This is a genomic window from Pseudomonas oryzihabitans NBRC 102199 (assembly GCF_000730625.1).
GTDB lineage: Bacteria > Pseudomonadota > Gammaproteobacteria > Pseudomonadales > Pseudomonadaceae > Chryseomonas > Chryseomonas oryzihabitans.
In genome coordinates this window covers 439,230-464,283 of sequence record NZ_BBIT01000005.1, presented here as the reverse complement: position 1 = coordinate 464,283, position 25,054 = coordinate 439,230, and the positions used below count along the sequence as shown (strand labels likewise).

The window sequence follows — 25,054 nt, the reverse complement described above, 5'->3', positions numbered from 1 at the left end:
GGTTCCAAGTGGAACCCGAGCAGACAAGGAGCACGCAATGAGTCCAGCCGAAATCCTCTCCTTCTGGCGCGCCGCCGGCCGTCGTCAGTGGTTCAACGGCGGCCCTGCCTTCGACGCCGAGTGCCGCGTGCGCTTCGCGGACACGCACCTGGCCGCCAGTCGCGGTGAATGGGACGGCTGGGCCGCCAGTGCCGAAGGCGCCCTGGCCCTGTGCCTGCTGCTGGACCAGATCCCGCGCAATATCTATCGCCACAGCGGCCACGCCTTCGCCACCGACGGCCTGGCCCTGCAGCACGCGCGACAGGCGATAGCCGCCGGCCTGGATCAGCAGGTCGAAGCCGAGTTGCGCGCCTTCTTCTATCTGCCCTTCGAGCACTCCGAGGCGCTGGACGATCAGCGGCACTCGCTCATACTTTTCGAGGCACTGGGGATCGAGCACTACCGGCGCTATGCCGAGGCTCATCTGGAGGTGATCGCTCGCTTCGGTCGTTTTCCGCACCGAAATTATGTCCTAGGCCGGCTCAACACTCCGGACGAACAGGCATGGTTAAACGCAGGTGGCGGCTTTTAAACAAGCACTAAAGGTACTTCCGGTAAGCTTCAAGAAGGCCGGCTATCAAGCACCCAAACGCCGATCGATCTTTCGGTTCAGGATGATCGACGTCTGGGTCTGCTTAACCCCCTCAAGGTTACCGATGCGGTCGAGCAGTTCGTCGAGCTTTTCGTGGGTGGTGCAGCGCAGGAAGGCCAGATAGTCGAACTGGCCGCTGACCGAGGAGACTTCCTCGACCTCGACCATCTTTTCCAGGGCGCGGATGACGCCGGCAGTGCTGCGCGGCAGGACGCTGATGGCGCAGTAGGCGCGCACGGCGGCCTGTTCCAGTTCGGAGCCTAGGCGCAGGCCGTAGCCCTGGATGATGCCGTCACGCTCCAGGCGCGCCAGGCGGGTGACCACCGTGGTGCGCGCCAGGCCCAGCTGGCGGGCCAGGGTGGCGTTGGAGGCGCGGGCGTTCTGTTGCAGCAGGTGGATGAGCTGCCAGTCGGTCGGATCGAGTTTGGTGAACATCGTGGCTGCCTGCCGGGGGCGGGCGTCGGGGGCAGAGGCCACCGACGCGGGAGCCGACATTCTAGGCGGGGCGGCCGAGGGCAGCCAGGGCGGCGTCCAGGGATTGCTGCTGCTGGCGCTCGTACAGCGCCATCTCGTCGAGCACCGGCGCACCCAGGGCGGCTTCGAAGGCGGCGCGATTGCCGCCGCTCTGGTACTCCTGCTGGCTACCGGCACCCAGGTTGGACTGGAAGATGCCCGCGGCGCTGACCGGCAGGAAGTCTTCGTAGGTGATGGGATCCACAAGGAGCTGGCCAGCGGCGATCAGGGCCTCGGGATCGTGGCTATCGCTAGCCGCCTGGCTGGCGGGCGCAGCGCGATAGCGGAACCAGGCCAGCCCCTGACGGCGCAGCTCGTCCCAGTTGTCGGGCAGCACCTGGAACACCTCGGCCAATACCGTTGCGTAGTCACTGCCGGCCGCCTTGCTGCGCTGGCGGACCTCCTGCAGCAGTTCGTCGTAGCGCTGGCGACCGGCCGGCGTGAGGGCGATGCCGCGCTGTTCGATTTCGCCGAAGCGCGCCGTGTGCGAGCCCTGGACCTCGCCCTGAAACAGGATGGGTTCTTCCAGGGCCTTGAAACTGGTCTGGCGCAGCAGGATGGGGCACTGGCGGCGGGGCGGGCCTTCGATGGTTTCCTTGGGCGCGATGCCGCGGGCGGGCATCTGCGCCTGGACGGCGTCGATGTCGAGGGTGCGCGGGGTCAGGTGGTTGATGTGCGGCCCCTTGAAGCAGACCACGTCGGCGATCAGTCGGTGGGCAGCGTGCAGGCGCTGGTAGAGACTGGCGTCGACATTGGCCTCGCGGTGCCAGCGAAAGGTCTCTAGGGCTTCCTGGACGAAGGCAGCGGCCTCGGCATCCGTCAGGCCGCCCTGGGCTTCGGCGCGCTCGATCAACTCCAGTGCACCCGGGGTGAAGATGCGGCGCGCGTTCAGTACCCCTTCGGCCAGTTGGCGCAGCTCGGTGTCCTCGATCAGCTCCAGGCGCAGCAGCGAGGTGAAGACGCGAAACGGATTGACCTGCAGGGCGGCCGGCTCCACCGGACGGAAGGCGGTGGAATGCACCGGCACCCCGGCCACGCTCAGGTCGTAGTAGCCGACCGGCTGCATGCCCATCACGGCGAACAGGCGGCGCAGGGTGGCCAGCTCGGTGGCGGTGCCGACGCGAATGGCGCCATGGCGCTCCAGATCCAGGCGCTCCGCGGAATCTCCGGCAAAGCCCGGCTGTCCGGCGTTCACCTCGGCGACCAGTTCCAACAGGGTGCCGTACTGGGGCACCTCCTGGCGGTACATCGCCGACATGGCCTGGGAAAAGCGGGTGCGGATCAGATCCGGGGAAAGCAGCGACGCGACGGTCATGGGAGCGGCTCCTGGCTCAGGCTAGAAGCCGATTTCGACATGCCCGCACGGGCTGCTCAAGCGATCTTTGCTCATTGGATCATTCCCCGAGGGAATGGGCGGATGCCTCAGTGATCCTTGTGCTGAGTCTTGGGCTTCTTCACGTGATCGGTGCCGGTATCGCTGCCCGAACCGCTGCTGGAACCGTTGTCGGCCGCGCCGACGCCGGTGCTGGGCGCCTTTTCCATACCATGGGTGCTAGTGGGATCGGGTCGCGCGGGGGTGGCCGGGGGATTGGTCGGGCTGGTCTGGGCCAGGGCGGCGCCGGACAGGCTGAGGCCCAAGAGCAGGGCAGAGAGCAGGGAAGAGGTACGCATGGGAGGACTCCTCGGAACGGATGCACTCCCTTTAGGCACCTCCCCCGCGGGGAGGTGCCGCGCCGCGGATCAGCTGCCGCTGGTGCTGGCCTTGTGGACCTTCTTGTGCGCCACCTTCTTGTGGTGGGTGGTGGTCTGCTTGCCGGTCTTGGCCGGGCTGCTGCTCGTCGCGGCAGGCGTTGCCGCAGGATCGGCGGGCGCCGTCTGGGCGAAGGCGGCGGAGGTGGCCAGCAGGCCGGCGAGGGTCAGGCAGAGGGTGGTGCTTTTCATGGAAGTCACTCCTTCGGTGGCTGATTGCAGCCCCAGTTAGCCGCCTTTCGCCCGGCAAAACCGTGTCCCCTTCCACAGCCAGGGCCATTGGTAACAAGATATTTCAATCGACTGCCAAGGCGTTAACAGTCTGGCAACCCCTTCGTCAGGGGCCCGGCTTGGGCATAATGCCGAGACGCCCCCTTACCGTAGCCGCGTATGCCCAAGAGTCCTCATCTCCCCAAGCGCCCCCGCTGGAGCAGCCTGCTGCTGCTGGCCCTGGGCCTGACGCTGCTGCTGATTCCGCTGCGCTATGCGGCCCAGCACTATTACGAGGCGCAACTGGCCGAGCAGAACGGTCAGACGCTGGACCTCTATGTCGCCAACCTGCTGGGCACCCTGAGACGCTACGAGGTGCTGCCGGATCTGCTGGGCGATCTGCCGGTGCTGCGCCATGCCCTGGAAGGCCAGCGTGACGGCAGCGCCCAGGACGCCGCCAGCCAGATGCTGGAAGACATCCGCCAGCGCACCGGGGCGGATGTCATCTACCTGATGCAGGACGACGGCACCTGCCTGGCCAGCTCCAACTATCGCCAGGCGGACAGCTTCGTCGGTCGCGACTTCTCCTTCCGGCCCTATTACAAGGCGGCCATGCAGGGCCAGCCGGGGCGCTTCTTCGGCCTGGGCACCACCTCCAGCAAACGCGGCTACTATTTCGCCGCCGCCGTGCGTGACGGGGCGCGCGCCATCGGCGTGGTGGTGGTCAAGGTCGATCTGGACAGTGCGGAAAAGCTCTGGGGCAACGCGCCCGAGCAGTTGCTGGTGACCGATGACCTGGGCGTGGTCATCCTCACCTCCCATGACGCCTGGCGCTTTCGCGCCACCCATCCGCTGGACGAGCGCCAGCGCGAGCAGGTCAACGCCAACCGGCCCTACCCCACCACCAATCCGGCGCCCCTGACCCTGGTGCCCGGCGACTGGCTGACCCAGACCCGCAATCTCGACGAGGTGGGCTGGAACGCGCAGATCCTGGCGCCGCGGGAGATGGTCGAGCGCCAGGTGCGCAGCGCCCTCTATGTCGGCGCGGCCACCCTGCTGGCGCTGCTCCTGCTGCTGGTGGTCATGACCCTGAGACGGCGCCACTTCATCGAGCGCCTGGCGCTGGATGCCCGGGCCAAGCGTGACCTGGAGCTGAACGTGGAGGAGCGCACCCGCGACCTGCAGACGCTCAACGCGCGGCTGCAGCAGGAGGTGCACGATCGCGAGCAGGCCCAGCGCGAACTCATGCGCGCCCAGGACGAAGCCGTGCAGGCCGGCAAGCTGTCGGCGCTGGGGACCATGTCGGCCAGCATCAGTCACGAACTCAACCAGCCGCTGGCGGCCATCCGCAGCTACACGGAAAACGCCGTGGTGCTGCTCGACCACGATCGGCTGGACGATGCCCGCGGCAATCTCAAGCTGATCGGCGAACTGACCACGCGCATGGCCAACATCATCGCCCACCTCAAGGCCTATGCCCGCGGTGCCCGCCGCGCGCCGGAGAGCGTGGTGCTGCAGGGTGCCCTGGAAGACGCCCTGGCGCTGGTCGCCGCGCGGCGCCGGGCCATGCAGGTGGAGCTGATCCGCGACCTGCCCGATGCGCCGCTGTGGGTGCAGGCCGGCGAGACCCGCCTGCGGCAGATCATCAGCAACCTGCTGAGCAATGCCCTCGACGCCCTGGCGGAAAAGACCAGCACCCGCCGGCTGTGGCTGACCACCAGCATCGACGAGCGCGGTGTGACCCTGATCCTGAGGGACAACGGACCGGGTTTCTCCAGCGAAGCCCTGGCCCGCGCCCATGAACCCTTCTTCACCACCAAGGCCACCGCCCAGGGTCTCGGCCTGGGTCTGGCGATCTGCGATAACCTGTTGCGGACCCTCGGCGGCCACCTGCACCTGTCCAACCATCTCGACGGTGGCGCCGAGGTGCGCCTCTATCTGCTGCACGGCAAACCCGGGGTCGCGTCGGTACCCCAGGAAGAAGTCCGCGGTTGACCGTGCAGCCCCTTACCTTAGGTTCCTTGCCATGAGCGCTCTGCCCCCCTTCGACCCTGCCAGCCAGATCCTGTTGATCGACGATGACGCCCACCTGCGCCTGGCCCTGAGCCAGACCCTGGACCTGGCCGGCTTCAAGGTGACCACCCTGGCCGATGCCCGCGACCTGGAAATGGCCACCGTGCGCGATTGGCCCGGCGTGGTGGTGAGCGACATCCGCATGCCCGGCATCGATGGCCTGGAGTTGCTCGCCCAGTTGCACCAGCGCGACGCCGAATTGCCGGTGGTGTTGATCACTGGCCACGGCGACGTGCCCCTGGCGGTCCAGGCCATGCGCGCCGGCGCCTATGACTTCCTGGAAAAGCCCTTCGCCAACGACGCCCTGATCGACAGCGTGCGCCGCGCCCTGGGCGCCCGCCACCTGGTGCTGGAGAACCGCAGCCTGCGCCTGGCCCTGGCCGAACGCCATGAGCTGCAGACCCGGCTGATCGGCCAGACCCCAGGCATGGCCCGGCTGCGCGACCAGATCGGCGCCCTCGCCGCGACCCAGGCGGACGTGCTGATCCATGGCGAAACCGGTGCCGGCAAGGAGGTGGTGGCCCGTGCCCTGCACGACCTGTCGAATCGCCGCGACGGCCCCTTCGTCGCCATCAACGCCGGCGCCCTCGCCGAATCCGTGGTGGAGAGCGAACTCTTCGGCCACGAACAGGGCGCCTTCACCGGAGCCCAGAAGCGCCGTATCGGCAAATTCGAATACGCCAGCGGCGGCACCCTCTTTCTCGACGAGATCGAGAGCATGAGCCTGGATGTCCAGGTCAAGCTGCTGCGCCTGCTGCAGGAGCGCAAGGTCGAGCGCCTCGGCTCCAACCAGCAGATCCCGCTGGACATCCGGGTGGTCGCCGCCACCAAGGAAGACCTGCGCCAGGCCGCCGACCAGGGCCGGTTCCGCGCCGACCTCTACTACCGGCTCAATGTCGCCACCCTGCGCATCCCCGCCCTGCGCGAGCGCAGCGAAGACATCCTGCCCCTGTTCCGCCACTTCGCCCTGGCCGCCGCCCAGCGCCACGGCACCCCGCTGCGCGAACCCGACGCCGAGCAGCGCGCCGCCCTGATCGCCCACAGCTGGCCAGGCAACGTGCGCGAATTGCAGAACGCCGCCGAGCGCTTCGCCCTGGGGCTGGAGCTGGCGCTGGACAACAGCGCCTATGCGCCCCTGGCGCCCATGACGGCGACGCCCGTGGCCGCCTCCACGGCGGCGGCACCCGCGGCGGCCGCCCTCGCCGCCGGGCTGGGCGAGCAGGTCGAGGCCTTCGAGCGCGAACTCATCCAGCGCGAACTGGCCCGCCCCCACGCCTCCCTGCGCAGCCTGGCCGAAGCCCTGGGGCTGCCGCGCAAGACGCTGTCCGACAAACTGCGCAAGCACGACCTGCAGTTCACCGGTGGCGCGGCGGACGACGGGGACTGACCAAGGTCGGCTGGTCGCGCCTGGCCAGCAATGGCAGAGTGAGGGACTCGGCATTCGCCCAAGGAGTCCTTCTTGACCTCGCTCATGCTCGCAGAAGCCGCCGCCAGCGGCGCGGCGGTCGCTCGCCAACTGGCGACCATCGACCAGGCCCTGGCGGCGCTGGCCGACGACCTCAGGGCCCACCCGCCGCAGTTGGCGCTGACCGTGGCGCGCGGCAGTTCGGACCATGCGGCCAGCTATTTCGCCTACCTGGCCATGGCCCACCTGGGGCTACCGGTGCTGTCGCTGCCGCCTTCGCTGGTGACCCTGCGCCAGGCGCCGCTGCGCGTCGAAGGCCAGCTCGCCCTGGGCTTTTCCCAGTCCGGGCGCAGTCCCGACCTGATCGAGACGCTGTCGGCCCTGGATCGCTACGGCGCCCGCACCGCCGCCCTGGTCAACGAGATCGATTCGCCCTTGGCCCTGGCCTGCCGCCACGCCATCGGCGTGCAGGCCGGCCCCGAACAGAGCGTCGCCGCTACCAAGAGCTTTATCGCCACCCTGGCCGCCGCAGCCCGGCTGATCGCCCACTGGCAGCAGGACGAGACCCTGCTGGCGGCGGGCGCGGCCTTGCCCGAAGCGCTGGATCGCGCGGCCGAACTGAGCTGGGCGCCGGCGCTGCCAGTATTGCGCGATGCCGAGCGCTGCATGGTGGTCGGCCGCGGGCCGGGATTCGCCATCGCCCAGGAGGCCGCGCTCAAGCTCAAGGAGACCTCGGCGCTGCAGGGCGAGGCCTTCAGCGGCGCGGAATTGCAGCACGGCCCCCTGGCGCTGGTGGAGCGCGGCTATCCGCTGCTGATCTTTGCCCTGCGCGGGCCCGAGCAGGCCGGTCTGCTGCACCTGGCGCGGGACCTGCGCGGACGTGGCGCGCGGGTCTTGCTGGCCGCACCGGACGAGGTGGCCGAGCGTGACCTGCCCCTTTCCGTCGCCGGCCATCCGGACCTGGACGGCCTGTTGGCGATCCAGAGCTTCTATCGCATGGCCGCCTTGCTGGCCGAGGCCCGGGGCCAGGACCCGGACCAGCCGCGCCACCTGCGCAAGGTTACCCTCACCCGCTGAGGCGACGATCCTCGGCCCAGGCGCTCCGGCAGCCGGCGCGCCTGTTTTCGCGCCTCAATCCGGAGAGCTAAGTCTTTGGAGCTAGCTGCCGCCGGCTGGTCGACGGGTAATCTGCCAAGCGGTCCACAGAGCCGTTAAGTCGCTGGAAATCGGTCAATTTTTTCTTGTCGCTCCCGGCGATTTGTCTCAGCGTTCGCGCAACGGATGATGAGACAGCCCATATGGACATGCGCGCGATACCTGCGAGCAAGGTCTGCCTGACGACAGGAAACGTCCTCCTGGCAGAACTGCTCAAACCCTTTCTGGAAGAACGCCACGGCATCGAGCTGAGTTGCGCCCGCGAGCTGGACGCAGCCGGCGACGCCGGCCTGGTACTGGTCGATCTCGGCAGCGTGCCCGAGCCGGCGCTGGAGCGCTGGCTGGAAGGCCTGACACCGGCGGTCACGGTGGCCTTTCTCAATGCCAGCGTCGAACAGGCGCTGCCCTGGGTCGAACGCTTTCCCGCCATCCAGGGCGTGTTCGCCCCCCAGGCCAGTCGCGACCAGCTGCTGCAGGGGCTGGGCGCCCTGCTGGCCGGCGAGGACTGGCTGCCCCGCGCCATCCTGGCCCACCTGCTGCGCCGTTCCCGCGAACGCCCGAGCATCGCCGCCGACGGCCTCACCCGCCGCGAGCGGGAGATCCTCCGGCTGGTCGGTCGCGGGCTCTCCAACGCCGCCATCGGCGAGACGCTGTGCCTGAGCACCCACACGGTCAAGAGCCACATGCACAACCTGCTGCGCAAGACCGGCGCAGCCAATCGCGCCGAGGCGGCGCTGCGCTTTCATGCCGGGCAGGACCTGCCGGGATGAAGGCGGTCTGGCTGCTGTTCGGCCTGCTGCTGGCCGGACCGCTGCGGGCCGAGGGCGAGCTGATCCAGGGACTGCTGGTGGACAACACCATCTCCCGCTTCGGCCACGACTTCTATCGCCATTTCGCCGACCGCCTCACCGACACCACCGATCTGGATTTCAACCTGGTGGTGCGCGAACGGCCCTCGGCGCGCTGGGGCAGCCTGGTCTGGGTCGAGTACGAACAGCGGCTGCTCTATCGCCAGTTCATTCCGCCCAACAACAGCGAACTCAAGGATGCCGCCTACGCCGCGGCGGACCAGGTCCACGAGGGCATCACCCGACGCCGCCTGGAAAATCTGCTGCAGGACACTTTCGACATGGAAAAGGACGAGTTATGAACGCGCACGCCTGGAAGGCCCTGCCCCTGCTCTGCACCCTGTGCGTCGCCCCGGCCATGGCGACCGAACTGGTCTATACGCCGGTGAATCCGTCCTTTGGCGGCAATCCGCTCAACGGCACCTACCTGCTGAACAACGCCACCGCCCAGGATCGCCACAAGGATCCCGACCTGCGCAGCAGCGCCAGCAGCCAGTCGCCCCTCGAGCGTTTCACCAGCCAGCTGGAATCGCGGCTGCTGTCCCAGGTGCTGACCGACATCAAGGACGGCAACTCGGGCACCCTCTCCACCGACCAGTTCATCGTCAACATCGTCGACGACTCCGGCAACCTGACCGTGCAGATCACCGATCGCGGTACCGGGGAGATTTCGGAAATCTCCGTCAACGGCTTCAACCAACCCTGAGCACGGATGCCTGCCATGAACGCCTTTTCCCTGGCGGCGGCCCTGACCGCCGCCCTCGTCCTGACCGGCTGCGTGCGCGATCCCATGCCCGCCGAACAGAACGCCGCGCCGACCCTGACGCCGCGTGCCTCCACCTACTACGACCTGCTGGCGCTGCCGCCGCCCAAAGGTCCGCTGGTGGCCGCCGTCTACGGCTTCCGCGACCAGACCGGGCAATACAAGCCCAATCCGGCCAGCTCCTTTTCCACCGCCGTCACCCAGGGCGCCGGCAGCATGCTGGTGGACGCCCTGCAGGCCAGCGGCTGGTTCGTGGTGCTCGAACGCGAGGGCCTGCAGAACCTGCTGACCGAGCGCAAGATCATCCGTGCCACCCAGAACAAGCCGGACCTGCCGGAGAATCTGCAGCAGGCGCTGCCCTCGCTGCAGGCGGCCAACCTGCTGCTGGAAGGTGGCGTGGTGGCCTACGACACCAACGTGCGCAGCGGCGGCGAAGGGGCGCGCTACCTGGGCATCGGCCTGTCCGAGGAATACCGGGTGGATCAGGTGACGGTCAATCTGCGCGCCATCGACACCCGCAGCGGTCGGGTGCTGGCCAATGTCATGACCTCCAAGACCATCTATTCCATCGGCCGCCAGGCCGGGGTCTTCAAGTTCATCGAATTCAAGAAGCTGCTCGAAGCCGAGTCCGGCTACACCACCAACGAGCCGGCGCAGCTGTGCGTGCTCTCGGCCATCGAGGCGGCGGTCGCCCATCTGGTCGCCCAGGGCGTGGAGCGGCGGCTGTGGCTGGTGGCCGACGGTCGCGATCCGCGGGATCCGGCGCTGACCAAGTACCTGGAGCCGACCCGGCGCTAGGGATTAAGCCGCCAGCCCCGCGGGATTCGCTCCCTGGAGCGATAGCGATGGGCCAGGCGGCTCCGGACAATGCCAGGCGGAGAATCCAAGGCAGTGATGGTGACAGAGATGCGCAGCCCAACCCGCGGCCTGATCGTGGTCCTTGCCCTGGTACTCGGCCTGGACGCCCTGGCGTCGGCCGCCGATCTCATGGAGACCGACGACCTGGGGCAGGCGCCCGCAGCCGGGCGCGAAGCCGCCATCCGCCAGGTCGGCGTAGGCAACCAGGCGCTCATCGACCAGCGTGGCACCGCGCTGCGCGCCCAGATCGCCCAGAGCGGCGCCGCCCAGGAAGCCCGCATCCTGCAGGATGGCACGGAACTGAGCGCGGTCATCCTCCAGGGCGGCTACGGCAACGTGGCGCGCATCGAGCAGGTCGGCAGCGGCAACCAGGCCGACATCCTGCAACTCGGCGTCCAGGGCAACGCCCGCATCGAACAGCACGGCTCGGGCCTGTCCAGCCGCATCGTCCAGTACGGAAGCAACCAGAACACGGTGGTACGTCAGTACCGCTGATGGCACTCATGGAGATCAGACAGATGTTTCTACTCAGGCCCCTGGCCGCCCTGACGCTGGCCCTCGTGGCGGCCAACGCCTTCGCCCAGAACAGCACCGCCACCGTCCAGCAGGATGGCAACAGCGGCACCATCACCCTGGACCAGAGCGGCCCCGGCAACAGCGCGTCGCTCTATCAGCTGCAGGGCGAAGGCAACACGATCAGCGTGGTCCAGACCGGCGCCAGCAGCGCCACCATCACCCAGGGCGGCGATGTCTACGGCTACGCCCAGGGCAACGTGGCGAACCTGCGCCAGGAAGGCGGCAGCAACGTCCATACCCTGGCCCAGGACGGCTTCGGCAACCAGGCCAGCATCACCTCCGTAGGCAGCAACAGCGGCGCCCTGGTCCAGTCGGCCTCCAGCGCCCAGCTAACCCTGGAGCAGAATGGCGACAACAACCAGGTCCGCGTCGACCAGAGCGGCGATGCCGTGACGGCCACCCTCAGTCAGACCGGTACCGACAACCGCATCGACCTGACCCAACAGGGCTACTCGGTCGACACCGTGGAGCTGACCCAGCGCGGCCAGGCCAACGTCGCCACGGTGCTCTCCTCCGGCAAGTTCAACGAACTGAGCTTTACCCAGGACGGCAATCGCAACACCCTGAACGTCAACCAGGCCGGTCGCGGCAATCGCTTCAGCGGCAGCTCCACCGGCGACGACAACCTGGCCAGCGTCACCGTCCAGGGCGACAGCAACCAGACCAGCATCGTCCAGACCGGCAACGGCAACGAAGCGCGTCTCGACGTTACCAGTGCCATCAGCACGGCCAGCGTCAGCCAGGTCGGCGACAGCAACCGCGCGAGCATCCTGCAGACCTCGGCCAACTTCAACGGCTTCAACGACAGCGCGCAGATCTCGCAGAGCGGCTTCGGCAACAGCGCCACCATCAACCAGCGGTGAAACCCGTCGCCTGGCTAATCGCGGCCCTCCTGCCCCTGGCGGGCGGCGCCGCGGCCAGCGCCCGCCTGGAGCTGCAGCCGCAACCGGCGGGCGCTCAGGTGGAGCTGTGCTTCGCCGACGAAGACACGCCCCTGCGCTACGAACTCATCGTCGAATTGCACGGCCCGGGGGGCGTCGCCCGCACGCGCCAGGCCGGCGAGGCCAGGGGTGACGGCTGCCCGGTGATCACGCGCCTGGGCGCGGCGCCAGGCAGCCTGATCAAGGCCAGGCTGAGTTGGCAGCGGCAGGGCCAGGCGCAGCCCGCCATCGAGCGACGCCTGCAGCTGTAGCTCGGCACAGAGGTTTCACGTGGAACCCTGGGCTACAGGGTCAGCGGCAATTCCAGCGGGGTCTGCTGCCGCGCCGCCAGGCGCTGCTGGAATTCGGCCGGATCATGGATCAGCACGTCCTGACCGGCAAAGGCCTGAGCGGCGATCAGGCGTGACAGCCAGAAGCGTACGCAGGCGACCCGCAGCAGCACCGGCCACAACTCGGCTTCGCGCGGCGTGAAGTGGCGGTCGGCGGCATAGGCTGCCAGCAGCGCCCGGGCGCGTGGCAGGTCCAGCGCGCCGCTCTCGGTGGAGCACCAGTCGTTCACCGTGATGGCGAGGTCATAGAGCATCCAGCCGGAACTGGCGTTGTAGAAGTCGATGACGCCCGACAGCCGGGGGCCGTCGAACATCACGTTGTCGCGGAACAGGTCGCCGTGCAGATTGGCCTCGGGCAGCGGCGGCTGCTCGCTCAGCAACTCGCGGATCTCCGCCAGGGTGCGCTCCAGCAATGGCCGGGCGGTCGCGTCCAGGGTCGGCGCCAGGCGCTCGCCTTCGGCCAGCATCCAGGCCAGGCCGCGATCACTGGCGCGTTCGATGCGTTTTTCACCCGCAGTAGCCCGGTGCAGATGGCCCAGCAGGTGGCCGACTTCGCTGCAGTGATGGGGATTGGGTGCACGCTCGTGGCGACCGGCCAGGCGCGGTTGCAGCAGCGCCGGCTTGCCGGCCAGTTCGCGCAGGGCCTGGCCATCCTGGGTGCGCACCGCATAGGGCACCGGCAGGTCGGCGTCGTGGAGGACGTCGAGCAGTTCGATGAAGAACGGCATCTCCGCCACCGGGCCGCGCTCCACCAGGGTCAGGACGAATTCGCCGCCTTCCAGGCTGATGAAGTAGTTGGTGTTTTCCGAGCCCTCGGCGATGCCCCGGAAATCCCGCAGCCGGCCCAGGCCATAGGGCGCGAGAAAGGCTTCGAGGGTGGGACGATCGAGGGGCGTGAAAACGGACATGACGGGGCCTGGCGGAGGAATGTGCGAGCGGCGCGCAGTTTACCGGTCCAGGCGCCTTGCGCCTACCAGCTGAACAGGCGCCAGCTGGGGACGTGCAGGGTCGGCTTGTCGTTGGCGGCGGTGCTGCTGCCATCGGCGGGCACCAGTTCGTAGGGCGCGCCATGCTTGGGGATGACCCGGGTGGACTGCAGCACGCCGCGGATGCGCGTCTCCTCGATGGTCTGGTCGCCGGCCTGATAGCGGATCACCTTGATCTCGTCAGGCAGGGGCTTTTCGCCCGGTGGCAGCGGTTCCGCGGCCTGGACCAGCGGCGCCAGCAGCAACGCGGCGAAGAGGAAGCGACGAGCACCCATGGTAACCTTTGACCTTTTGAACGGAGCGAGTGGTCGATTCTAGAACCCGGCCTTGCAGTCGTCGAGACTGGCCGGACAGACGCCGCACACGCCACGACAAAGGTCTAGACCATGAGCCACGCCCCTCTCGTCCTGGTGGACGGTTCCTCCTATCTCTATCGCGCCTTCCACGCCCTGCCGCCGCTGATGACCTCCACCGGCAAGCCGACCGGCGCGGTGAAGGGCGTGCTCAACATGCTGCTCTCGCTGCGCCGCCAGTATCCGGACAGCCTCTTCGCGGTGGTCTTCGACGCCAAGGGCCCGACCTTCCGCGACGAACTCTTCGCCGACTACAAGGCCCAGCGACCGGCCATGCCCGACGACCTGCGCGGCCAGGTCGAGCCGCTGCACGCCTGCATCCGCGCCCTGGGCCTGCCGCTGCTGGCCGTCGAAGGGGTGGAAGCCGACGACGTCATCGGCACCCTCGCCCGCCACTGCGCCAGCGCCGAGCGCCCGGTGGTGATCTCCACCGGCGACAAGGACATGGCCCAGCTGGTCTGCCCCTATGTCACCCTGGTCAACACCATGAGCGGCAGCGTGCTGGACGTGGAAGGGGTCAGGACCAAGTTCGGCGTGGGTCCGGAGCTGATCATCGACTACCTGGCGCTGATGGGCGACAAGATCGACAACATCCCCGGGGTGCCCGGGGTGGGCGAGAAGACCGCCGCCGGCCTGCTCAATGGCATCGGCGGTGGCCTGGATACCCTCTACGCCAACCTCGACGCGGTGGCCGCCCTGCCCCTGCGCGGCGCCAAGTCGCTGGCCGCCAAGCTGGACCAGCATCGCGAGCAGGCCTATCTGTCCTATCAGCTGGCGACCATCAAGCTGGACGTGCCGCTGGACCTCACCTTCGAGGAACTCAAGGTCGGCGAGCCCCATGTGGAAGCCCTGATGGCGCTCTACCAGGAGCTGGAATTCAAGTCCTGGCTGGATGAGCTGATCCGCGACACCAAGCGCCAGGGCGCGCCCCTGCCGCTGGCCGAGGATGCCGCCACCACCCAGGTGGAAACCCATTACGACACCGTGCTGGAGCAGGCCGACTTCGACGCCTGGCTAGCGCGCCTGCAAGCCGCCGACTGCTTCGCCTTCGACACCGAGACCACCAGCATCGATGCCCAGCGCGCCGAGCTGGTGGGCCTGTCCTTTGCCGTGGCGACGGGCCAGGCTGCCTATGTGCCCCTGGCCCACAGTTACATGGGCGCGCCGACCCAGCTCGGTCTGGAGCCGGTATTGGCGGCGCTCAAGCCGCTGCTGGAAGACCCGGCCAAGCTCAAGGTCATGCAGCACGGCAAGTACGACCTCAATGTGCTGACCCGCTACGGCATCACGATCCAGGGCATCGCCTTCGACACCATGCTCGAATCCTATGTGCTGGACGCCACCGGCACCCGTCACGACATGGACAGCCTGGCGCTCAAGTACCTGGGCCACAGCACCATCCGTTTCGAGGACATCGCCGGCAAGGGCGCCAAGCAGCTGACCTTCGACCAGATCGCCATCGAGCAGGCCGGGCCCTATGCCGCCGAGGATGCCGACGTCACCCTGCGCCTGCATGAGACCCTCTGGCCCAGGCTGGAGGCCGTGCCGGGCCTGGCCGCGGTGCTGCGCGACATCGAGATGCCGCTGGTGCCGGCGCTGGCGCGCATCGAGCGCAACGGCGCCCTGGTGGATTCGGCGCTGCTCGGGGTGCAGAGCCGCGAGCTGGGCGAGAAGATGATCGCCCTGGAAAAGGAGGCCTATGAGCTGGCCGGCCAGGAATTCAACCTGGGTTCGCCCAAGCAGCTGGGCGAGATCCTCTTCGTCAAGCTGGGTCTGCCGGTGGTCAGCAAGACCGCTTCCGGCCAGCCCTCCACCGCCGAGGCGGTGCTGCAGGAACTGGCCGACCAGGACTTCCCGCTGCCCAAGGTGCTGATGCAGTACCGGCAGATGAGCAAGCTCAAGAGCACCTACACCGACAAGCTGCCGCAGCAGATCAATCCGCGCACTGGGCGCATCCACACCAGCTACCACCAGGCGGTGACGGCTACCGGGCGGCTGTCGTCCAGCGACCCGAATCTGCAGAACATTCCGATCCGCACTGCCGAGGGCCGGCGCATCCGCCAGGCCTTCGTCGCACCCAAAGGCTATCGCCTACTGGCGGCGGACTATTCGCAGATCGAATTGCGCATCATGGCCCACCTGGCCCAGGACGAAGGCCTGCTGCACGCCTTCCAGAACGATCTGGACGTGCACCGCGCCACCGCCGCCGAGGTGATGGGCGTGCCCCTGGAAGAGGTCAGCAACGAGGACCGTCGCCGCGCCAAGGCCATCAACTTCGGCCTGATCTACGGCATGAGCGCCTTTGGCCTTGCCAAGCAGATCGGCGTCGGCCGCGCCGAGGCCCAGGCCTATATCGATCGCTATTTCCAGCGCTATCCGGGCGTGCTGGCCTACATGGAGCGCACCCGCGCCCAGGTGGTAGACCAGGGCTACGTGGAGACCCTCTATGGCCGCCGGCTGTACCTGCCGGACATCCACTCCAAGAACCAGGGCCTGCGTCGCGCGGCCGAGCGGGCGGCGATCAACGCGCCCATGCAGGGCACCGCGGCGGACATCATCAAGCGCGCCATGATCGCCGTGGACAGCTGGCTGCAATCGACCCCCGAGCTGGATGCCCGGGTGATCCTGCAGGTACACGACGAACTGGTGCTGGAGGTCCGCGAAGACCAGGTGGAGCTGCTGCGCGAAGGCCTGCTGCCGCTGATGAGCGGCGCCGGCGAGCTGGACGTACCGCTGCTGGTGGAGTCGGGGGTGGGTGGCAATTGGGATGAGGCGCACTGATCAGTACGCCTGACTGGGTTTGATCGCGGCCATGGCGGTCCGCCAATGCGGCCGCTCCTACAGGTTTAGATCTCACTGTAGGAGCGGCCCATGGCCGCGATTCAGACACCGTAGTTTGGAAACGGAACAGCCATGTCCATCTGAGGCCTGGGTGCCGCCTCCCCTCACCCCAGCCCTCTCCCAGGGGGAGAGGGAGCGGTTTGGAGTATGGCTTCGACACCGTGGCACCGTAGCGTGGAAAACGGCGCAGCCTTTTCCACCTGAGACTCAGGTGCCAAGGGCGCCCTCACCCCAGCCCTCTCCCAAGAGGAGAGGGGGCGGTTTGGAGCGTGGCTTCGACACCGTGGCACCGTAGCGTGGAAAACGGCGTAGCCTTTTCCACTTGAGGCTTGGGTGCCGGGGCTTCCCTCACCCCAGCCCTCTCCCGGAGGGAGAGGGGGTGGTTTGGAGCGTGGCTTCGGCTCCGTGGCACCGTAGCGTGGAAAACGGCGCAGCCTTTTCCACTTGAAACTCGGGTGCCAAGGGGGCCCTCACCCCGGCCCTCTCCCAGGGGGAGAGGGGGTAAAGCCTCAGCGCACCACGCCTTCCTCGCGCAATACCTTGAAGATGGCGGCCGCGGCCGCTTCCGGGGTCAGGTCCTTGAGGACCTGGCCGCCGTCGCCGGAAGCCTTGGCCGTGGCGGCCTTGAAGCGGTCGGCGGCGGTCTTGGCCTTGATCACCTTGAGGCGCTTGGGGCGGGCCTTGGCGGGCTGCAATTCGCCGCTGTCGAACAGACTGTCCTGCACGATCTCGGTGGTCTCCACCTGCAACTCGCCCCGCCGGGCCGGGCCAAAGGCGCTTTGCCGCGGCGCCGGGGCGGCGCTGTCGACGCTGGCGACGAAGGGCAGCCGTACCCGCAGCCGACGGCGCTGACCACGCGGCAGGGCCTGGAGTACGGTCGCCTGGCCACCTTCCACGACTTCCACCGCGGCGAGGCCGACCACCAGCGGCCAGCCAAGGGTCTCGGCCAGCAGATAGGGCAGCAGGCCCGAGCCCTCGCCGGTTTCCGCCTGGCTGCCGGTCAGCACCAAGCCGGCGCCAACGTCGCGCAGGGTATCGCCGAGGGCTGGCAGGGCATCGGCGCCTGGCGGTTGTTCCAGTACGTGCAGGGCCGGCACGCCCATGCCCAGATAGCCGCGCAAGGCCTCTTCGGCGGGATCACCGGCGTGCAGCACGCGCAGCTTGTCACCCACTAGGCGCAGGCCCAGTTCGACGGCGCGGGCATCCTGCTCCGCCCGCCGGGCCCGCCCGGAGGTGGGGTGGGCGCCGACGGAGACCAGGGCCACGACCTTGACGCCGTCCAGCGACGGCAGCTTCTGCTCAGGCGACATCCTGCAACTCCCCTGCCCGCTGTTGTTCGACCAGCCGCGCCAGGGCGGCCAGGATGGCGTCACCATTGCCGATCACCGAAAGATCGGCGCGCTTGACCATGTCGCAACCCGGATTGGTATTGATGGCGATGACCTTGTCGCAACTGGCGATGCCCTGCAGATGCTGCACGGCGCCGGAGATACCCACGGCCAGATAGACCCGCGCGGTGACCCAGGTCCCGGTCGCACCTACCTGACGATTGCGCGGCATGTGGCCGTCGTCCACCGCCACCCGCGAGGCGCCTTCGGTGGCACCGAGGATGGCGGCGGTGCTGTGGAACAGATCCCAGTCGCGGATGCCGTTGCCGCCGGAGAGGATGAATTCGGCCTCGCCCAGGGGAATCTGCATAGGGTCCACGGCGACCGGGCCGAGGTCCTCGATGCGCGGCAGGTGGCGGGCGATGTTGCCGTCGAGGGTGACCGGCAGGACCTCGTGACGGGTCTCGCCGACCGGCTCCGCGCACTCCGGCAGGGCCAGCACCAGGCGCGGCAGCGGCTGCTGCAGATCCTGGCGACCGGCACCGGCGCGGCCGGTGGCCAGACCGTCCTTGACCTGCCAGACGCGGGTCGCAGGGCGCTCGTGCAGGGCCGCGCCCAGGCGCCGACCCAGTTCGCCGCCACCGCTGCGGCTGTCGGGCAGCAGCCAGTGACGCGGCTGCAGTTCATTGTCTACCGCGCGCAGCGCCAGCACCCGCTGCTCGGGGGCATAGCCCTGGAATTGCTCGCCGTCCAGATGCAGCAGGCGATCCACGCCGGCGGTATCGAAGGCGGTTTCCTTGACCTCGCCGAAGACCACCGCCAGCACGGCGCCCTCGGCGCCGGCCAGTTGCCGAGCCAGGCCCAGCAGGTCGCGGTCATGGGCGGTCAGGCGACCGCTGACCAGGTCCGGAACCACGGCGATGTGGAAGGCCGGCTCGGCGATGCGGTGCAGCGGCAGCTGTTCTTCCACCGCCTGGGCGGCGCCACGGCGGCCGCCGCCCTGCTGGGCGCCGCTGCGATCGATCCGCTTGACGCCCTGGGGGCCGACGAAACCGGCCGCCGCGGCATGGGGATTCTTGCGGACCAGGCCATTGGGGCCCATCCAGCGGACTTCGGCCTCGGCGCTGCTGGCGATACTGGCGTGCAGCGGATGCAGACGGTTGCGCGCGATCCACTCGCGGCGCGGATCGCGACGGATGATGCTCATGCTGGGCGCTCCGTTTGGAAATGGCCGGTGAGGTGCGCGGTGGGCCCCTCACCCCAGCCCTCTCCCCTGAGGGGAGAGGGGGTAAAAGCGGTGAACACCGGGACGTGTCTGGCACACCTGGCCATCCCCTCTCCCCTCGGGGAGAGGGCCAGGGTGAGGGGGCTACCAAACCCACTCACGACAGCGCCTCCGCCACCGGCCGCCGCGCAGCCGCAGGCTTGCTGTCCACCGGCGCCTCGACGATGGCCTCGGCCACCAGTTCGGCGATGTCCTTGATCTCCGGACGCGGGGCGACCACGCCTTCCAGCATCAGGGTGCACTGGGGGCAACCCACGGCCACCAGCTCGGCGCCGGTTTCCTTGATGTCGGCCATGCGCATGTCGGGGATCCGCTGCTTGCCGGGGATGTCTGTGATGGGGGCGCCACCGCCACCGCCGCAGCAGCGCGAACGGAAGCCGGAACGCTCCATCTCCTTGACCGCGATGCCCAGCGCCTTGAGCACCGCGCGCGGCGCCTCGTACTCGCCGTTGTAGCGGCCCAGATAGCAGGGATCGTGATAGGTGATGGTGGCGCCCTGCTCGGCCAGGGCGTGCTGTCCGAGGTGCAGGGTGCCGCGGCTGAGCAGGGTCTCGATGAAGGTGCTGTGGTGCTGCACCTGGTAGTTGCCGCCCAGGGCGCCGTATTCGTTCTTGAGCAGATGGAAGCTGTGCGGATCGCAGGAGACGATGGTCTGGAAGCGATACTTGCCCAGGGTCTCGATGTTGCGTCTGGCCAGTTGCTGGAAGGTCGCCTCGTCACCCAGGCGACGGGCCACGTCACCACTGTCGCGCTCTTCCAGGCCGAGCACGGCGAAGTCCACCTTGGCCGCCTTGAGCACCTTGACGAAGGCGCGCAAGGTGCGCTGGTTGCGCATGTCGAAGGCACCGTCGCCGACCCAGAACAGCACCTCGGCCTGGCCCTTGTCCTTCATCAGCGGCAGGTCCAGGTCGGCGGCCCAGTTCAGGCGGCCACCGGGGGCGAAGCCGCCGGGGTTGTCGGTGGCGATGAGGTTTTCCAGCACCTCGGCGCCCTTGTTCGGCGTCTCGCCGCGTTCCAGGGTCAGGTGCCGGCGCATGTCGACGATGGCATCGACGTGCTCGATCATCATCGGGCATTCCTCGACGCAGGCGCGGCAGGTGGTGCAGGACCAGAGGGTCTCGGCATCCACCAGGGCCTTGCCCTGGCGCGCCACGATCGGCAGGTGCGGACCGCCGGCGTGCTCGCCGACCGGCTTGCCGGGATAGGGCGAGCCGAAGTAGCGGGCATCGCTGCCGCCCTTGAGGCCGACGACCATGTCCTGGATCAGCTTCTTGGGATTGAGCGGCTGGCCGGCGGCGAAGGCCGGGCACATGGCTTCGCAGCGACCGCACTGGACGCAGGCGTCGAAGCCGAGCAGCTGGTTCCAGGTGAAGTCGGCGGGTTTTTCCACCCCCAGCGGCGCCTTGGGATCGTGCAGGTCCAGCGCCTTGAGACCGCTGGAGCGGGCGGCGCTGGCGTTGTGCGGGGTGCTGAAGCGCTCGGCGCGACGGTGCCAGGCCAGGTGCAGGGCACCGGCGAAGGCGTGCTTGATGGGACCGCCCCAGGTCATGCCGAGGAACAGTTCGGACACGCCCCAGGCCACGCCCACCGCCAGCACCGCGGCCAACAGCCAGCCGCCGAAGTCCGGCGGCAGGATGCCGGCGACCGGCAGGGTGGCGATGAAGAAGCTCGCGGCAAAGGCCAGCAGACTCTTGGGCAGGCGCATCCAGGGGCCCTTGGACAGCCGCGCCGGCGGATTGCGGCGGCGCCTGGCGACGAACAGGGCGCCGGTGAACATGCAGGCGGTGGCCGCCAGCAGCGCCCAGCCGAGGATGCGGCTGTGCAGGCCGAAGCCATGCACCAGGATGGCCAAGAGCGCCGCCAGGACGAAGCCGCCGGCGGTGGCCACGTGGGTCTTGGAGATGTACTTGTCGCGGTCGACCACGTGGTGCAGATCCACCAGGTAGCGCCGCGGCATCTTCAGCAGCCCGCCCAGCCAGTCGACCTCGGCCGGACGCCCCTGTCGCCAGAGGCTGAAGCGGCGCACGGCACCGATCACGGTGAGGGCCAGGGCGGCGAAGAGCAGGATGGGGAGGATGGTACTGAGCATTGCGGGTCTCCCTACGGGACCTCGGGTGGCGGCGGATCACCTCCTCTCCCTGGGGAGAAAGCCGAGATGGAGAGCCCGCTTTGACGCCAAGGCGTCAGCTGGGCCCCTCACCCCCGCCCTCTCCCTCAGGGAGAGGAGGCTGTCCGTGCCGACCGGACGTTGCGAACCCTCACGGGGCGTGTCTTAGAAGTCCTTGCACAGGCGCAGGGCGTCGTAGATGGCGGCGTGGGTGTTGCGCTGGGCCACGCAGTCGCCGATCCGGTAGAGCAGGTAACCGTTGCCGGTCTCGCCCAGCGCCGGCTGCGGCTCGATGGCGAACAGCGCCTCGATGTCCATCTGGCCCTTGTTGCGCGAGTCTTCCTTGAGGGCGTAGTAGAGCCCCTCGTCCGGGCGCACGCCGTTCTCGATGACGATCTGGTCGACCACGCGCTCTTCGCGGGCGCCGGTGTATTCGTTCTCCAGCACCGCGACCTTCTTGTCGCCCTCGGCGTAGACCTTTTCCAGCATCAGGTCGCCGGTCATGATCACTTCCTTGGGATAGAGGCTGCGGTAGTAGGTCGGGAAGGTGGTCCCGCCGATGGCCACGCCCGGCTTGATGTCGTCGGTGACGATCTCGACCTGGGCGCCCTTGTCGGCCAGGTAGTCGGCCACCGACATGCCGGTGAATTCGCAGATGGTGTCGTACACCAGCACGTTCTTGCCCGGTTCGACCTTGCCCGAGAGGATGTCCCAGCTGCTGACGACCAGGCCGTCGGCGGCGTGCCAGTGATCGACCTGTTCCAGGAAGGGATGGCCGCCGTTGGCCAGGATGACGATGTCCGGGCGCAGGTCGAGGATGGTCGCCGGATCGGCGGCGGTGCCCAGGCGCAGGTCGATGCCCAGGCGCGCCAGTTCCAGCTGGTACCAGCGGGTGATGCCGGCGATCTGGTCGCGCTGCGGAGCGCGAGAGGCCAGGGTGATCTGGCCGCCGAGTTGCTCCTGCTTCTCGAACAGGGTGACGTCGTGGCCGCGCTCGGCCGAGACGCGCGCGGCCTCCATGCCGGCCGGGCCGCCGCCGACGATGACCACCTTGCGCTTGGGCCCGGTGGACTTCTCGATGATGTGCGGCAGGCCCATGTATTCGCGGCTGGTGGCGGCGTTCTGGATGCACAGCACGTCCAGGCCGTTGTACTGGCGGTCGATGCAGTAGTTGGCGCCGACGCACTGACGGATCTGGTCGATCTGCCCCATCTTGATCTTGGTGATCAGGTGCGGATCGGCGATGTGGGCGCGGGTCATGCCGACCATGTCGACGTAGCCGCCCTCCAGGATACGGGTGGCCTGGTTCGGATCCTTGATGTTCTGGGCGTGCAGCACCGGTACGTTGACCACTTCCTTGATGCCCGCGGCCAGGTGCAGGAAGGGCTCCGGCGGATAGGTCATGTTGGGGATGACGTTGGCCAGGGTGTTGTGGGTGTCGCACCCCGAGCCGACCACGCCGATGAAGTCGAGCATGCCGGTGTCGCTGTAGTACTTGGCGATCTGCTTCATGTCGTCGTGGGACAGACCGTCCGGGTGGAATTCGTCGCCGGTGATGCGCATGCCGACGCAGAAGTCGTCACCGACCTCGGCACGCACGGCCTTGAGCACCTCCATGCCGAATCTCATGCGGTTCTCGAAGCTGCCGCCCCATTCGTCGGTACGCTTGTTGACCCGCGGCGACCAGAACTGGTCGATCATGTGCTGGTGCACGGCGGACAGCTCGACGCCGTCCAGGCCGCCGGCCTTGGCCCGGCGGGCGGCCTGGGCGAAGTTGCCGATCACCCGCCAGATCTCTTCCGGCTCGATGGTCTTGCAGGTGGCGCGGTGTACGGGCTCGCGGATGCCCGACGGCGACATCAGTGTCGGCCAGTGGCCGCCGTCCCAGCGCGAACGGCGCCCCATGTGGGTGATCTGGATCATGATCTTGGCGCCGTGCTTGTGCATGGCGTCGGCCAGATTCTGGAAGTGCGGAATGATGCGGTCGGTGGACAGGTTGACCGAACTCCACCAGTGCTGCGGGCTGTCGATGGCGACCACCGAGGAACCCCCGCAGATGGCCAGGCCGATGCCGCCCTTGGCCTTCTCTTCGTAATACTTGACGTAGCGCTCGGTGGTCATGCCGCCATCGGTGGCATAGACCTCGGCGTGGGCCGTGGAGAGTACGCGGTTGCGGATGGTGAGCTTGCCGATCTGGATCGGCTGGAACATTGCTTCGAAGGCCATGACCTTCTCCTCGATCGGCTGGTGCGCGGTCTTGAGCCGCGCTCTTGCTCTGGGGTGTCGCTGGGGTGGCGGCGAGCGGGTCGGCGGCCACCCGGGGGCGGGACGTTACTTCGGCCGGGTGACGAACAGGCCGTCGTCATGGCCTTCTTCGGAACCGCTGTATTCCTGGACGGTGACGGTGCGGATGGCACTGCCCTTGGCGGCCAGGATCTGGTCGATGGCGCCGGAGAACCAGCCGGTGAACATGTAGTCGACCTTGCGATTGACCTTGCCGTAGACGTAGACGAAGGCGGAGTGCTTGAGCTTGACCTCGGCATGGCCGGTGTCCAGGTCCAGCTTCTGGGTCTCGAACAGGCCCCAGCCGCGCTGCGACAGGCGCTTCATGTAGTGCTCGAACACCGCGGCGCCGTGGATGCCATGGCACTCGGCTTCCTTCTCGCACCAGTGCCAGGCGGACTTGTAGCCGGCCTTGTAGAGGATCTCGGCGTATTTGTCGGCGCCCAGGACTTCTTCGATACCCATGTGGTTGTTGACGAAGAAGTGCCGGGGTACGTACAGCATCGGCAAGGCGTCGGTGGTCCAGACGCCGGTTTCGTCGTCGACCTGGATGGGCATTTCGGGGGCGTGGCTGGCCATGTGTGGAGCTCCGATTCGCTAATACGTATCTAAAAAAAGGTGTGGGTGAATGCCTGTGGAGCCGTAGCGAGCGCGCCGCTGGCAAGGAGTCCCGCAGCGCCAGGTGAGAGCAGTACCGAGGTACGGCGAACCTGGCGCGAGGACGCGACGCCGCTAGCGGTGTGCGCAGTAGGCTCCAGAGGTATTCACTACTCGCCCCAGACTTCGCCGAGGATGCGCATCCAGTTCTCGCCCATGACCTTGCGCACGGTGCGCTCGGGCATGCCGCGCTTGAGCAGGGTCTCGGTCAGGTTGGGGAATTCGCCCACGGTGCGGATGCCCAGCGGGTTGACGATCTTGCCGAAGTTGGTCAGGCGACGGGCGTAGCCCTTGTCATGGGTCAGCCACTCGAAGAAGTCATGGCCGTGGCCCTGGGTGAAGTCGGTACCGATGCCGATGGAGTCTTCACCCACCAGGTTCATCACGTACTCGATGGCCTCGGCGTAGTCGTCGATGGTCGAGTCGATGCCCTTGGCCAGGAAGGGGGCGAACATGGTCACGCCGACGAAGCCGCCGTGGTCGGCGATGAACTTGAGTTCCGCGTCCGACTTGTTGCGCGGATGCTCCTTCAGGCCGGACGGCAGGCAGTGGGAGTAGCAGACCGGCCTCTTGGATTCGAGGATGACTTCCTCGCTGGTCTTGGAGCCGACGTGGGAGAGGTCGCACATGATGCCGACGCGGTTCATCTCGGCGACGATCTCGCGACCGAAGCCGGACAGGCCGCCGTCACGCTCGTAGCAGCCGGTGCCCACCAGGTTCTGGGTGTTGTAGCACATCTGCACGATGCCCACGCCGAGCTGCTTGAAGATCTCGACGTAGCCGATCTGGTCTTCGAAGGCATGGGCGTTCTGGAAGCCGAACAGGATGCCGGTCTTGCCCTGGGCCTTGGCCTGGCGGATCTCGGCGGTGGTGCGCACCTGGACCACCAGGTCGCTGCACTCGCGGATCAGCTTCTGGCTCGCGGCGATGTTGTTGACCGTGGCCTGGAAGCCCTCCCATACCGAGACGGTGCAGTTGGCGGCGGTCAGGCCACCCTTGCGCATGTCTTCGAAGAGTTCGCGGTTCCACTTGGCGATGATCAGCCCGTCGATGACGATGCTGTCGGCGTGGAGTTCGGTGGCATTCATGACGGGCTCCGGCGTTGGTCTCGCGCCGGAACGGGTGCCGGCGATTCGAGGCCAGCATAGCCCCGGGGTCCTGGC

The 25,054-nt window shown here is 67.9% G+C and carries 24 protein-coding genes; 12 read left to right on the top strand and 12 right to left on the bottom strand.

Going from position 1 to position 25,054, the window contains the following annotated elements; genetic code table 11:
- Nucleotides 1-37: 37 nt before the first annotated feature.
- Nucleotides 38-571, top strand: coding sequence for a DUF924 family protein (locus POR01S_RS08445; protein WP_042135143.1), 534 nt, complete (start codon nt 38-40; stop codon nt 569-571).
- A gap of 45 nt (nt 572-616) precedes the next feature.
- Here the strand turns inward: POR01S_RS08445 and POR01S_RS08440 are convergent, their stop codons facing one another.
- The 4 genes from POR01S_RS08440 to POR01S_RS08425 all read right to left on the bottom strand — a co-directional run bounded on the left by POR01S_RS08440 (nt 617) and on the right by POR01S_RS08425 (nt 3,085).
- Nucleotides 617-1,066, bottom strand: a complete 450-nt coding sequence (locus POR01S_RS08440) for an Lrp/AsnC family transcriptional regulator (protein WP_042135142.1) — start codon at nt 1,064-1,066, stop codon at nt 617-619.
- Between the two features lie 61 nt (nt 1,067-1,127).
- A complete protein-coding gene (hglS, locus tag POR01S_RS08435) occupies nt 1,128-2,459 on the bottom strand; it encodes a 2-oxoadipate dioxygenase/decarboxylase HglS (RefSeq protein WP_042135141.1) in 1,332 nt (443 codons plus the stop codon).
- 107 nt (nt 2,460-2,566) lie between these two features.
- On the bottom strand, nt 2,567-2,815 hold the full coding sequence (locus POR01S_RS08430; RefSeq protein WP_042135139.1) for a hypothetical protein: 249 nt from the start codon (nt 2,813-2,815) through the stop codon (nt 2,567-2,569).
- A gap of 69 nt (nt 2,816-2,884) precedes the next feature.
- A complete protein-coding gene (locus POR01S_RS08425; RefSeq protein WP_042135137.1) occupies nt 2,885-3,085 on the bottom strand; it encodes a hypothetical protein in 201 nt (66 codons plus the stop codon).
- A 198-nt stretch (nt 3,086-3,283) separates the two neighbouring features.
- Here POR01S_RS08425 and POR01S_RS08420 point away from each other — a divergent pair, with 198 nt between their 5' ends.
- The 10 genes from POR01S_RS08420 (at nt 3,284) to POR01S_RS08375 (ending at nt 11,973) form a co-directional block, all read left to right on the top strand.
- On the top strand, nt 3,284-5,098 hold the full coding sequence (locus POR01S_RS08420) for a sensor histidine kinase (RefSeq protein ID WP_042135135.1): 1,815 nt from the start codon (nt 3,284-3,286) through the stop codon (nt 5,096-5,098).
- Nucleotides 5,099-5,129: 31 nt separating this feature from the next.
- Entirely contained in the window at nt 5,130-6,563 is a 1,434-nt protein-coding gene (locus tag POR01S_RS08415) for a sigma-54-dependent transcriptional regulator (RefSeq protein ID WP_042135133.1), read from the top strand.
- Nucleotides 6,564-6,647: 84 nt separating this feature from the next.
- A complete protein-coding gene (locus POR01S_RS08410) occupies nt 6,648-7,658 on the top strand; it encodes an SIS domain-containing protein (RefSeq protein WP_042135443.1) in 1,011 nt (336 codons plus the stop codon).
- Nucleotides 7,659-7,885: 227 nt separating this feature from the next.
- A complete protein-coding gene (locus POR01S_RS08405) occupies nt 7,886-8,506 on the top strand; it encodes a helix-turn-helix transcriptional regulator (RefSeq protein ID WP_223855396.1) in 621 nt (206 codons plus the stop codon).
- A complete protein-coding gene (csgE, locus tag POR01S_RS08400) occupies nt 8,503-8,886 on the top strand; it encodes a curli production assembly/transport protein CsgE (RefSeq protein ID WP_027597323.1) in 384 nt (127 codons plus the stop codon). Before POR01S_RS08405 ends, csgE begins: the two co-directional genes overlap by 4 nt.
- Nucleotides 8,883-9,290 carry a curli assembly protein CsgF gene (locus POR01S_RS08395; RefSeq protein WP_042135131.1) on the top strand — a complete coding sequence of 136 codons (408 nt, stop codon included), beginning with the start codon at nt 8,883-8,885 and terminating at the stop codon, nt 9,288-9,290. Before csgE ends, POR01S_RS08395 begins: the two co-directional genes overlap by 4 nt.
- Before the next feature lie 15 nt (nt 9,291-9,305).
- On the top strand, nt 9,306-10,145 hold the full coding sequence (locus tag POR01S_RS08390) for a CsgG/HfaB family protein (protein WP_017641598.1): 840 nt from the start codon (nt 9,306-9,308) through the stop codon (nt 10,143-10,145).
- A gap of 108 nt (nt 10,146-10,253) precedes the next feature.
- Nucleotides 10,254-10,700, top strand: a complete 447-nt coding sequence (locus tag POR01S_RS08385) for a curli fiber surface-exposed nucleator CsgB (RefSeq protein WP_042135128.1) — start codon at nt 10,254-10,256, stop codon at nt 10,698-10,700.
- Between the two features lie 23 nt (nt 10,701-10,723).
- Nucleotides 10,724-11,644, top strand: coding sequence for a hypothetical protein (locus tag POR01S_RS08380; protein ID WP_255211812.1), 921 nt, complete (start codon nt 10,724-10,726; stop codon nt 11,642-11,644).
- Entirely contained in the window at nt 11,641-11,973 is a 333-nt protein-coding gene (locus tag POR01S_RS08375; protein ID WP_042135124.1) for a hypothetical protein, read from the top strand. Before POR01S_RS08380 ends, POR01S_RS08375 begins: the two co-directional genes overlap by 4 nt.
- 32 nt (nt 11,974-12,005) lie before the next feature.
- On the opposite strand, the gene POR01S_RS08370 is transcribed toward POR01S_RS08375, so the two are convergent.
- Both POR01S_RS08370 and POR01S_RS08365 read right to left on the bottom strand, forming a co-directional pair.
- Entirely contained in the window at nt 12,006-12,959 is a 954-nt protein-coding gene (locus tag POR01S_RS08370) for a homoserine kinase (protein WP_027597318.1), read from the bottom strand.
- Nucleotides 12,960-13,021: 62 nt separating this feature from the next.
- The gene (locus POR01S_RS08365; RefSeq protein WP_027597317.1) at nt 13,022-13,312 is read right to left on the bottom strand and encodes a DUF2782 domain-containing protein; all 291 of its coding nucleotides are present in this window, start codon (nt 13,310-13,312) and stop codon (nt 13,022-13,024) included.
- Between the two features lie 111 nt (nt 13,313-13,423).
- Here POR01S_RS08365 and polA point away from each other — a divergent pair, with 111 nt between their 5' ends.
- Nucleotides 13,424-16,171 (top strand): DNA polymerase I, encoded by a 2,748-nt coding sequence (gene polA / locus POR01S_RS08360; protein WP_042135122.1) that lies wholly within the window; start codon nt 13,424-13,426, stop codon nt 16,169-16,171.
- 569 nt (nt 16,172-16,740) lie between these two features.
- Here polA and etfB read toward each other — a convergent pair.
- The 6 genes from etfB to POR01S_RS08330 all read right to left on the bottom strand — a co-directional run bounded on the left by etfB (nt 16,741) and on the right by POR01S_RS08330 (nt 24,979).
- Complete coding sequence (gene etfB, locus POR01S_RS08355) at nt 16,741-17,541, bottom strand: electron transfer flavoprotein subunit beta (protein WP_042135119.1); 801 nt, start codon at nt 17,539-17,541, stop codon at nt 16,741-16,743.
- Nucleotides 17,531-18,766, bottom strand: a complete 1,236-nt coding sequence (gene etfA / locus POR01S_RS08350) for an electron transfer flavoprotein subunit alpha (protein ID WP_042135117.1) — start codon at nt 18,764-18,766, stop codon at nt 17,531-17,533. The genes etfB and etfA overlap by 11 nt, the downstream gene beginning before the upstream one ends.
- Before the next feature lie 175 nt (nt 18,767-18,941).
- The gene (dgcB, locus tag POR01S_RS08345; protein WP_042135115.1) at nt 18,942-20,933 is read right to left on the bottom strand and encodes a dimethylglycine demethylation protein DgcB; all 1,992 of its coding nucleotides are present in this window, start codon (nt 20,931-20,933) and stop codon (nt 18,942-18,944) included.
- Nucleotides 20,934-21,116: 183 nt separating this feature from the next.
- Nucleotides 21,117-23,177 (bottom strand): dimethylglycine demethylation protein DgcA, encoded by a 2,061-nt coding sequence (gene dgcA, locus POR01S_RS08340; protein ID WP_027597312.1) that lies wholly within the window; start codon nt 23,175-23,177, stop codon nt 21,117-21,119.
- Between the two features lie 105 nt (nt 23,178-23,282).
- Complete coding sequence (locus tag POR01S_RS08335) at nt 23,283-23,813, bottom strand: DUF5943 domain-containing protein (RefSeq protein WP_027597311.1); 531 nt, start codon at nt 23,811-23,813, stop codon at nt 23,283-23,285.
- 188 nt (nt 23,814-24,001) lie between these two features.
- Nucleotides 24,002-24,979, bottom strand: coding sequence for a dipeptidase (locus POR01S_RS08330; RefSeq protein ID WP_042135113.1), 978 nt, complete (start codon nt 24,977-24,979; stop codon nt 24,002-24,004).
- Nucleotides 24,980-25,054: the final 75 nt, after the last annotated feature.